This is a genomic window from Mangrovibacter plantisponsor (assembly GCF_003182475.1).
GTDB lineage: Bacteria > Pseudomonadota > Gammaproteobacteria > Enterobacterales > Enterobacteriaceae > Mangrovibacter > Mangrovibacter plantisponsor.
Map to the genome: position 1 here is coordinate 120666 of NZ_QGTS01000004.1, position 10716 is coordinate 131381.

Annotated in this window: 8 protein-coding genes and 1 pseudogene; 8 read left to right on the plus strand and 1 reads right to left on the minus strand. The window is 49.6% G+C overall.

Features of this window, described 5'->3' with window-relative positions; genetic code table 11:
* Nucleotides 1–48 precede the first annotated feature (48 nt).
* From DES37_RS07440 to fhuE, 3 genes are all read left to right on the plus strand, one after another.
* A complete protein-coding gene (locus DES37_RS07440; protein ID WP_036108085.1) occupies nucleotides 49–231 on the plus strand; it encodes a hypothetical protein in 183 nt (60 codons plus the stop codon).
* A gap of 27 nt (nucleotides 232–258) precedes the next feature.
* On the plus strand, nucleotides 259–1836 hold the full coding sequence (locus tag DES37_RS07445; RefSeq protein ID WP_051691341.1) for a methyl-accepting chemotaxis protein: 1578 nt from the start codon (nucleotides 259–261) through the stop codon (nucleotides 1834–1836).
* A 351-nt stretch (nucleotides 1837–2187) separates the two neighbouring features.
* On the plus strand, nucleotides 2188–4383 hold the full coding sequence (gene fhuE / locus DES37_RS07450) for a ferric-rhodotorulic acid/ferric-coprogen receptor FhuE (protein WP_110025398.1): 2196 nt from the start codon (nucleotides 2188–2190) through the stop codon (nucleotides 4381–4383).
* A 196-nt stretch (nucleotides 4384–4579) separates the two neighbouring features.
* On the opposite strand, the gene DES37_RS07455 is transcribed toward fhuE, so the two are convergent.
* On the minus strand, nucleotides 4580–5584 hold the full coding sequence (locus tag DES37_RS07455; protein WP_170123742.1) for a LacI family DNA-binding transcriptional regulator: 1005 nt from the start codon (nucleotides 5582–5584) through the stop codon (nucleotides 4580–4582).
* Between the two features lie 314 nt (nucleotides 5585–5898).
* Between DES37_RS07455 and DES37_RS07460 the strand changes: the two genes are divergently transcribed.
* The 5 genes and pseudogenes from DES37_RS07460 (at nucleotide 5899) to DES37_RS07485 (ending at nucleotide 10350) form a co-directional block, all read left to right on the plus strand.
* Nucleotides 5899–7095, plus strand: a complete 1197-nt coding sequence (locus DES37_RS07460; protein WP_110025399.1) for an L-talarate/galactarate dehydratase — start codon at nucleotides 5899–5901, stop codon at nucleotides 7093–7095.
* A 71-nt stretch (nucleotides 7096–7166) separates the two neighbouring features.
* A complete protein-coding gene (locus DES37_RS07465) occupies nucleotides 7167–8477 on the plus strand; it encodes an MFS transporter (protein ID WP_110025400.1) in 1311 nt (436 codons plus the stop codon).
* 417 nt (nucleotides 8478–8894) lie between these two features.
* A complete protein-coding gene (locus DES37_RS07475; RefSeq protein WP_110025402.1) occupies nucleotides 8895–9368 on the plus strand; it encodes a heme-degrading domain-containing protein in 474 nt (157 codons plus the stop codon).
* A gap of 17 nt (nucleotides 9369–9385) precedes the next feature.
* Nucleotides 9386–9490, plus strand: a pseudogene (locus DES37_RS07480) (myo-inosose-2 dehydratase); the annotation flags it as partial.
* A gap of 38 nt (nucleotides 9491–9528) precedes the next feature.
* On the plus strand, nucleotides 9529–10350 hold the full coding sequence (locus DES37_RS07485; RefSeq protein WP_110025403.1) for a sugar phosphate isomerase/epimerase family protein: 822 nt from the start codon (nucleotides 9529–9531) through the stop codon (nucleotides 10348–10350).
* Nucleotides 10351–10716 lie beyond the last annotated feature (366 nt).

Sequence of the window (10716 nt, forward strand, 5' to 3'; positions counted from 1 at the left end):
CCAGTGTAGCGAGCTTCACACACTCTGGCCGGGCATTTCAGATGATTAGTGTTAAAAAAACTTTCACTGGCACAAACCCGGTTACGCACTGGCCTTTCCCAGGCTAAAAAACTTCAGCAACCGCCTGTACAAAATTTTCCCCGTTTTATTGACCTGAAGGCAACCCGGTCTACTAACAAATCCCCTTCTCTGGCCGATAACCATTATGAAGTGACACTTCTTACCCCATAATGTGCTTAATTACTAAAGGAATAGCTCATGACTGTTCGACGCTTTTCTCTTATCACCTTCACTGTTTTTCTGATTATTTACCTTTGCAGTAGCGGTACAACCGCCTGGTCCCTGACAGGCAGCAATGAGTCTCTGGATAAAGTGAACAAAGAAATCCGCGTGGTGCTGTCCATTATCGACCCAATTAACCATAGCCGGACTATGCGCGTTAAAGCCATGGAAGCCATGGATTACGCCGCAAAAGGCGATATGGCTGGCTCTGGCAACTCGCTCAATCAGGCAAGCGTTGTACTGGGTAAAGCCGACAACGCCTTTAAGCAGTATATGGATGCACCCAAATATGCCGGTGAAGAGGCCCTGACCGAAGCTTACCGCGCAGCATGGGAAACATACCGCACCCAGGCTTTACTGCCCCTGCTGGATGCAGCAAAACAAAATGACGCGCAGGCGGTAAGAGACCTGGTTACCACAAAGGTGCCAGCACTTGACCGCCAGTTTGAAATAAGCCTGGATAAACTACTGGCATTTCATGAAAGCTACGCACGTGAACTCAACCAACAGGCACAGCATCACTTTACTGGCAGCCTGGTCACTATTGCGGTTTTTGCCCTGGTTTTCATCGCACTGATTGCCGCCAGTATGGTGTTACTTAACCGACGGGTTCTGTCTCCTTTGGAGCAGGCGAAGTCGTTGTGTGACAACATTGCCCGGGGCCAGTTGAGCATGACTATTACGTCAAGCGCCCATGATGAAATTGGCGCTATGATGCGTTCTCTTGAAAAAATGCGCCTGTCTCTGGTCAGTATTATTTCCCGGGTACGGGAATCCAGCCAAATGGTCGGTTATGCGGCTGAAGAAATTGCAGCAGGCAATGAAGACTTATCTGCCCGCACAGAAGAGCAGGCGGCCTCTTTAGGTGAAACAGCAGCCAGTATGGAGCAGCTCACCTCCACGATTAAGCAAACCTCTGATAACACAGCCCAAACCAGCCACCTTGCCAGTGAAATGCAGGCTTCCGCTACGGAAGGCAATACGGTAATGGGCGAGGTTGTCAGCTCAATGAACGTCATTGAAGAAAGCTCAGGGAAAATAGTCAGCATCATCAGTATTATCGAAAGCATTGCCTTTCAGACCAATATACTGGCGCTGAATGCGGCCGTTGAAGCAGCCAGAGCAGGAGAACAAGGCCGCGGTTTCGCTGTGGTGGCAACCGAAGTTCGTAACCTTGCTCAGCGCTCTTCCACCGCAGCAAAAGAAATTAAAGAGTTGATTGAGCAATCTGCCGCACAAATCACTCATGGCAGCGTTCTGGTGAAAAAAACCGGTGAAAGCATGCAACGCGTTATTGGGTCAGTAAGCCAGGTTACCACCCTGATGTCCGAGATTGCGCTCTCCTCCGGCGAGCAAAGCCGTGGCATTGAACAGATTAACCAGGCTGTCGCACAAATGGACACCGTCACCCAGCAGAATGCTGCACTGGTTGAGCAAGCTTCTGCTGCTGCGCAGTCACTTAAAGACCAGTCACATGTTCTGAATGAAGCCGTCTCAGTATTCCTGCTTGGCGACCAAATACAGGAGCCTCACTTATTGTTAGCTGGCCAGTAATCATCGGGCTGCTATCGCTCCGGGATCTTCTTTCCTCACCAGTCCAGGTAGGTGAGTAATAGCAGCTTATTCATCCCAATGCGGGTCTGGAGCAGACCCGCAACAGCGAAGCCCATGGCACACCCGAATCAGGCTTAACGTTCAGCACAGCAACATTCCGGCGAAAAACTCCCTCCTGTCTGTAAATAAAAACTTTTCTTGAAACCCAGTTTCACATGTGGTTACATCCATAACCGCTAATAGTTATTCTTCTCATTATTATTTACATAATTAATTTTCTGCCCGCCGCAATATATCGGTGAGGCGAGCTTTGGGCGGAATTTAACAACTTATTGTTCTAAGGGGATATTCATGTTCGCACTTCCATTCAGGAAGGAACCGCTGTTGCGCAAAAGCGGCTATTCACTCCTGGCAACCAGTATTTCTCTGGCACTGATGCCCATGGCTGGCCTTGCGGCTACAACAGACAAAACAGAAGACACGGTGATTGTTGAAGGCACTACATCCACCAGTAATTCCGCGGCGCAAAGCCAGGATTACAGCGTGCCTGCCACCTCTGTTGGCACCAAAATGACGTTGATCCAGCGAGATATTCCCCAGTCTGTCAGTATCATCAGCCAGCAACGCATGGAAGACCAGCAACTGGAAAGCCTGGGTGATGTAATGGAAAACACCACAGGGATTAGTAAAAGCACTACCGACTCAGACCGCAGCCTGTATTATTCGCGTGGTTTTCAAATTGATAACTACATGATTGATGGCATTCCCACCTATTTTGAATCCCAGTGGAACCTGGGAGACGCCCTGGCCGATACCGCCCTGTATGAACGCGTTGAAGTGCTGCGCGGCGCAACCGGGCTGATGACCGGCACCGGCAACCCTTCTGCGGCTATCAACATGGTTCGCAAACACGCCACCAGCCGCACCTTCACTGGCAACCTTTCCGCCGAATATGGCAGTTGGAATAAACAACGCTACGTTGCCGATTTGCAGGGCCCGGTAACAGAAAGTGGTAATGTGCGCGCCAGGCTGATTGCCGGTTACCAGGATAACGACTCATGGCTGGACCGCTACAACAACAAAAAAACCTTTTTCTCCGGCATTATTGATGCAGACCTGAGTGACACGACTTCGCTATCCGCTGGCTATGAATACCAGCGCATTGACGTGAACAGCCCCACCTGGAACGGCCTGCCATGGTGGAACAGTGATGGCAGCACACGCCACTATGACCGCTCACACAGTACCGCGCCAGACTGGGCGTATAACGACAAAGAATTCAATAAGTTCTTTATTACGTTAAAACAACGCTTTGCAGACACCTGGGAAGCCACCCTGAACGCCACCCATTCACAAACTAAATTCGACAGCAAAATGATGTACCTGGATGCTGTCGTCAATAAAGATACTGGCCAGTTGATTGGGCCTTATGGCAGTTATGGCGCAGGCTATGACTATGTGGGTGGTACCGGCTGGAACTCCGGCACACGCAAAATGGATGCACTGGATCTCTATTCTCAGGGGACGTACGACTTGTTTGGACGCCAGCATAACCTGATGTTTGGTGGCAGCTACAGCAAACAAACCAACCGCTACCTGAATACCTGGGCCAATATTTTCCCGGATGAGTTTGGCAGCTTTTATGATTACGATGGAAACTTCCCGGAAACCCAGTGGGGGCAGCAAACTGTCGCCCAGGACGATACCACTCACATGAAGTCCCTGTATGCCGCTACGCGTATTTCACTGGCCGACCCGCTGCACCTGATCCTGGGCGCGCGTTATACCAACTGGCGAATTGATACTCTGAGCTACAGTATGGAGAAAAACCATACCACGCCTTATGCCGGGCTTATCTTTGATATCAATGACAACTGGTCTGCTTACGCCAGCTATACCTCGATTTTCCAACCGCAAGATTACCGTGACAGCAGCGGGAAATATTTGTCGCCTGTTACCGGCAATGACTATGAAATTGGCCTGAAATCAGACTGGATGAACAGCCGCCTGACCACCACCCTGTCGGTGTTCAGAATTGAACAGGATAACGTGGCGGAAAGCACCGGGCAGTTGATTTCTGGCTCAACAGATTCAGCTTACCGCGGCGTAAACGGTACGGTAAGTAAAGGTGTGGAATTCGAACTAAATGGCGCACTGACAGACAACTGGCAGATGACCTTTGGTGCAACGCGTTATGTAGCCGATGACAACGAAGGCAACGCCGTTAACCCTAACCTGCCGCGCACTTCAGTGAAACTGTTTACCCGCTACCGCCTGCCTGCCATGCCGAAACTGACCGTTGGCGGTGGTGTGAACTGGCAGGACCGGACCTATAAAGATGTGTCCACTGCTTACGGCACATGGCGTGCTGAGCAAGGCAGCTATGCCGTGGTGAATTTATTCAGCCGCTACCAGGTTACCCAAAACCTGGCGGTACAGGCCAATATTAATAACCTGTTCGATAAAACCTATGATGAAAACCTGAATGGTTCCGTGGTGTACGGTGAACCGCGTAACTTCAGTGTTTCGGCAAATTACCGGTTTTAAGCATAACGGCAACCGAAATATTCCCGCCAGCAGGCCACATTGCGGCGGGTAAAAGCTTAGCTTGCCGAATTAACTGATTCGCCCGGAACAACGGCAATTCCGGGCGATGTTACCCCTTAACCAGCGCACCGGCGCGTGCGGAAAAGACTTTCACACCATGCCGGCTAATGCGATCAACAGATACCTGTTGATCTCCTCACGCAGATTCCCGCTCAACCAGGTGAAAACCGATATCAATAATCGGTGCCTTACAAGGCTGCTGTTCAATACGCTCGGCCAGAAGAGACGCCGCCTGCTGCCCAATAGCCCGCCGGTCTACACTAATGGTGGTAATTGTGGGCCGGTTGCTGGCTGCAAAATCCAGGTCGCCAAACCCGATGACGGCCAAATCCTGAGGCACTCGCATACCCCGGCTTTCCGCCTCCATGATTGCGCCCTGTGCCAGAGTGTCTGAACTGCACACAATGACATCAAAGGTTCCTTCGCCAAGCAATTGCGACAACCCGGAACGCCCCAGCGCCAGTGAGGCCGGAAGCGGGACATCCACCTGGGGCAGGCCCTTGCTGATACAACTGGCAAATACATCACACAGGCCTTGCTTACGCTGTGCTGCACGGCTGTCTGACGTCCAAAGTAACCCTGGGCGACGATACCCTTTGCGAAGCAGATATTGCGCGGTTGCCTGCCCTACTCGCTCATGGGAAAACCCCACCAGCATATCCAGCGGTGTTGGCGTTAGATCCCAAATTTCCACCACAGGGACAGCGGCATTAAGAATCACTTTCTTGAGTTCAGTTGTATGGTGAATACCGGTAAGAACCACGCCGTCTGGGCGGCGGGAAAGCAACGTCGCAACCAGCTCGGCTTCAGTTTGTTCGGTATACCCTGCCACGCACAGCAACATATGGTAGCCCCGCCGCGCCAGCTCATCACTCAAAGCCTGGATGGTATCCACGAACATATTGTTGTTGATTTGAGGCACCACTACTGCCACCAGTTTACTGCGCCGTGATGCCAGCCCACCGGCCATAGCATTGGGAATGTAACCTGTGGCACGAACAGCAAGCATCACTTTCTCAACTGTTTTTGGGCGCACCAACTGTGGGGTATTCAACGCCCTGCTCACCGTCATTGGCGACAACCCGGCATTGCGTGCAACATCTTCCAGCGTTGGGGCGCGTGGATGTCTGGTACTCTTCACCGTTGATTCCCTGAAAATCTGTTGATTTATCTGCACATTATTCATCATGCCCCGGGTCATTGCCAGCGCCCCCATCATCTGCCCGAAAAAACCGCAGTACAAACTCACCTTCCGCATTAAAATGTTAACGCAATCATTTTATCTTTCACAAACTTTGCACATGATCAAAAATGTGATCCATTTTGAATAAATCGCTAAATAATCGCTTTTGTTTGTGACGTGATGTTCAATTTCACGCCATCTCTCTGGATAACTACGCTCAGTAAAAATAAAAATGTTAGCGCAATCATTTTTACATTAACCAGGAGAGAACCATGTCTTTAAGTGCAAACTCTGAATCCGTGACCTACGCAAAAGTTGCCAATGGAAAAACCGCCGCTGAAACCGGGGACCAAATCGAGTGGGTAAAACTGTCGCTGGCATTTCTGCCGCTCGCAACACCAGTAAGCGATGCCAAGGTACTGACTGGCCGGCAAAAACCGTTAACGGAAGTCGCTATTATCATTGCTGAAATCCGCAGCCGTGACGGGTTTGAAGGTGTGGGTTTTAGTTACTCCAAGCGGGCCGGTGGCCAGGGTATTTACGCACATGCAAAAGAAATTGCCGATAACCTGCTCGGTGAAGACCCTAATGACATCGAAAAAATCTATACCAAATTATTATGGGCAGGTGCCTCGGTTGGCCGCAGTGGTATGGCTGTGCAGGCAATTTCCCCTATCGATATCGCCTTGTGGGATATGAAGGCCAAACGCGCGGGTTTACCTCTGGCTAAATTGCTGGGTTCCCATCGCGATTCAGTGCAGTGTTACAACACTTCCGGCGGCTTCCTGCACACCCCGCTGGATCAGGTGCTGAAAAATGTTGTTATTTCACGCGAGAACGGAATTGGTGGGATCAAGTTAAAAGTTGGCCAACCCAACTGCGCTGAAGACCTGCGTCGCTTAAGCGCAGTGCGTGAAGCGCTGGGAGATCATTTCCCGCTAATGGTTGATGCCAACCAGCAGTGGGACAGAGAAACAGCAATTCGTATGGGCCGCGAAATGGAGCAATTTAACCTGATATGGATAGAAGAGCCGCTGGACGCCTGGGACGTGGAAGGGCATGCACAACTTGCCGCCGCACTTGATACCCCCATCGCAACAGGCGAAATGCTCACCAGCTTTCGTGAACATGAACAACTGATCCTCGGTAATGCCAGTGATTTCGTTCAACCCGATGCCCCCCGTGTTGGCGGGATATCGCCATTCCTGAAGATCATGGAACTGGCAGCCAAACATGGCCGCAAACTTGCGCCACACTTCGCCATGGAAGTACACCTGCACCTGGCTGCTGCTTACCCACTTGAACCCTGGCTGGAGCACTTCGAATGGTTGAATCCATTATTCAACGAACAACTTGAATTGCGTGACGGGCGTATGTGGATTTCCGACCGGCACGGCCTGGGATTCACTCTCAGCGAGCAGGCTCGCAACTGGACGCAACTCAGTTGTGAATTTGGCAAACGCCCCTGATAACCCGAGGCGGGTAATACCCGCCCTCTTCCCTACAGAGATCATTCTGCCCTTACCCGCGGAGTCGATAAATGAGCACAATAATAAAGCGCACTAAAGTACGCTACAGCATTCTGTTATTTCTGTTTCTCGCTACAGTATTTAATTATGCAGACCGGGCTACGTTATCAGTGGTAGCCCTTATTATGGGAAAAGACCTGGCTTTTGATCCCGAAGCAATGGGCCTGGCTTTTTCCTCATTCGGTATAGCCTATGTCATTATGCAGTTACCGGGCGGATGGTTACTCGACCGCTATGGTTCACGGCTGGTTTATGGCTGTGCACTGATTATCTGGTCACTGGTAACTATGCTACAGGGTACGGTTTATCTGTACACCAGCCCATTAATTGTTTTAGTTATACTGCGTTTATTGATGGGTGCAATTGAAGCCCCTGCTTTCCCGGCAAATAGCCGCCTGAGTGTTCAGTGGTTTCCGAATAATGAACGCGGATTTGTGACTTCGGTTTATCAGGCCGCTCAATATATCTCATTAGGTATTATCACTCCGCTGATGACGATTATTCTGCATAATTTGAGCTGGCATTTTGTCTTTTACTATATTGGCGCAACAGGCGTAATTCTTGGCGCACTCTGGCTGATTAAGGTTCGAGACCCGCTGAAACACCCAAAAGTTAATCAACATGAAATTGACTATATCCGCCAGGGTGGTGGAGAACCCACGTTAGGTAGTCAAAAAGAAACGCAGAAAATCACCCTGGCACAAATCAAAAGTGTTTGCCTGAACCGCATGATGGTTGGCGTATATATCGGGCAGTTCTGCGTCACTTCAATTACCTGGTTCTTCCTGACCTGGTTTCCAACTTATCTGTATCAGGCTAAAGGGATGTCCATTCTTAAAGTGGGTTTTGTTGCCAGTATTCCGGCGATATGCGGGTTTATTGGTGGGTTGCTGGGCGGTGTGTTTTCCGACTGGTTGCTCAAACGTGGTTACAACCTGACAACCGCACGCAAACTCCCGGTTATTTGCGGAATGCTGCTTTCCTGCGTAATAGTGGTTGCCAATTATACGTCTTCAGAATTTGTGGTAATCGCCGCCATGAGCCTGGCCTTTTTCGCTAAAGGGTTTGGTAACCTGGGCTGGTGTGTACTGAGCGACACTTCGCCCAAAGAAGTTTTAGGCGTTGCAGGTGGCGTATTCAATATGTGTGGCAATATGGCGAGCATCATCACTCCGCTGGTGATTGGTATCATCCTTGCCAATACTCAGTCTTTTGATTACGCCATTTTATATGTGGGTTCAATGGGGTTGATTGGGCTGGTTTCTTACCTGTTTGTCGTCGGCCCGCTGGACCGGATTACTCTTGCTCCCAGCGCTGCCTGATTGCACTGTAGTCACCACTTTACTCACGCTGTTTCGGTATTGCCGGAACAGCGTTTAAACATGTTATATACGCAGGACTCGCCTTCGCTTACATCATAATGGCTGATGCTGATATTCAGGTATGACACGTCCTGCGGCAGACATAGTGTTGCCGCTCCTGTTTCCGATGGTTCAGTCAATACGCGCACAGCGTTAATACAGACGCTCATTTCTGGTAAGTGATAGCGATCACGAATACAAAGCATGATCCGCCGTTATGTAACACACCTCAATATCATTTCATTTAGAAAATCATAAAAAAATCAATAACATAAAAAATGGCTAATTAATTTCATTTTATTGGTGTATTGAAATTTTTATTTCCAAAGCATAACCTCTGTTTTAGTAATCAACCTCTACTTACTACGGAGTTATGCCATGAGTCACTCACTTACCCTTGATGAGCTGTTGAAACAGGAAAAAGAACACCGTTTTAGTGAATTTGACTTTAATGCGGCCTGGGAAATTGGACTGGCTATTCGTCAGCGCGCTGCAAAAGAGAGTGCGCCAGTAGCCATTGAAGTATATGCCTTTGGTCAACCGCTCTTTTTCGCAGCCCTGGCCGGTTCCACTTCCGACAATATTGAATGGATGAAACGTAAACGTAATTCCGTGCTGCGCCTTGCACACTCCTCTATGTATGCCGGACTGAACTACGAAAAAACGGGTTCGCGTATGGAGCACCACAACTTTATTAACCAGTTTGAATACTGTGACCACGGCGGTAGCTTCCCGATATTGCATACCTCCGGTGCGGTAATGGGGGCTGTTAGCGTCAGCGGGCTGCCGGCTCAGGACGACCACGCACTTGTGTTGTGGGGTATAGCTCAGTATCTGAACAATAAAAACTAAAGCCGGGATAAACGCTAATGAACCGTGATTACGTGAAACTGGCCATTCCCATTAGATGGACCAATAACGATATACCGGAACTGGACCAAGAGAATACCTTCCAGCAATGCATTAGTGAAATGACCGGCCTGTAATTATAAAACCTCGTCTGGAGTACTCTATGAAAAAAGCATTACATGGCATTTCAACACATTACTGCAACATTCTTACCGATGCGCGCATTGCCCACGACACTGGCTACGAAAGCCTGGAGTTGCTCAGTGCGAAGCTGGTGCGTTATCTGGATAATGGTGGTACCACTAAAAAGCTGAAACAGGTTACGGACGGCTATGGCCTCTCCGTTGGTTGTGTCAATGCATTGCTTGAAATGGAACGCTATAAAGGCGAAGAGAAAAAAGCGATGCTGGCGGAAGCCACCCGACTGACTCGCGCTGCGGCCGAACTGAACTGTCCGACAGTACAGATCCTCGCGCTGAACGGTATTGATGATAAAGCAGACGATACCGTAATGGACATTATTACTGAAAACGTCAGTGCCATTGCGAGCATCGGCGAAGAGTATGGTGTGCGCTACCAGATAGAAGTGATTGCCTTTACCAAGTTCCGTACCCTGCAGCAAGGGCTGGAGGTGATCCGCCGTGTCGGCAAGCAAAATGTTGGTATGGTGATCGACTTTTGGCACCTCTATGCTGCAGGCTCCCCGCCGGAAGAAGTCGCGCAAATGGATAAAGATCTGATTTATGGCGTGCACTTCTGTGATGGACGGTTGCCGAAACCGGGTGAGCCATGGGATCAGATGGTGCTGCGCAATTACATGCCTGGCGAAGGGGAAATTGATATTCAGGCTTATGTCGATGCAGTGAAATCTACCGGTTACGACGGCATGTGGTCGGCAGAGCTTTTCAGCCCGGATCGCTGGGAATATGACCTGTATGACATCGCCACCCTGTGCCGCGAGAACATGGAAAAATATATCGGATAATACGTTCCATCCCACGCTTCCGGTACCGCCGCCGGAAGCACCCTTCCATCATCTGATTTGCCAACGACATTCAATTTGAATGATTAAAATATTTTGTATTTTATTAAATTAGAATAAAAAATTTAAATTTAAGCTCCCATAACGCGAGCCTCAGGTATACGCTTAAATCAGTTCCACTCATCACGCTTTCCTTTATTTTTCCTTCGCCGTCATTCGTGAGGTCATCGACCAGCCAATAACGGCACGGAACCACAGATCGTGGGTAAGATCAGTTTTGCTTCAGACGAATCACCAGACATTAATGCATTGTGGATCGCAGCCGTTCTGTCTGCTTCAAGCTGGATCGTCGTCACCTGAAGAAAAGCT

Excerpts from the sequence above, each read along its gene's own strand:
- DES37_RS07460 (WP_110025399.1), top strand. The coding sequence starts at position 5,899 with ATGTCTTTAAGTGCAAACTCTGAATCCGTGACCTACGCAAAAGTTGCC.
- fhuE (WP_110025398.1), top strand. The coding sequence starts at position 2,188 with ATGTTCGCACTTCCATTCAGGAAGGAACCGCTGTTGCGCAAAAGCGGC.
- DES37_RS07445 (WP_051691341.1), top strand. The coding sequence starts at position 259 with ATGACTGTTCGACGCTTTTCTCTTATCACCTTCACTGTTTTTCTGATT.
- DES37_RS07485 (WP_110025403.1), top strand. The coding sequence starts at position 9,529 with ATGAAAAAAGCATTACATGGCATTTCAACACATTACTGCAACATTCTT.
- DES37_RS07465 (WP_110025400.1), top strand. The coding sequence starts at position 7,167 with ATGAGCACAATAATAAAGCGCACTAAAGTACGCTACAGCATTCTGTTA.
- DES37_RS07475 (WP_110025402.1), top strand. The coding sequence starts at position 8,895 with ATGAGTCACTCACTTACCCTTGATGAGCTGTTGAAACAGGAAAAAGAA.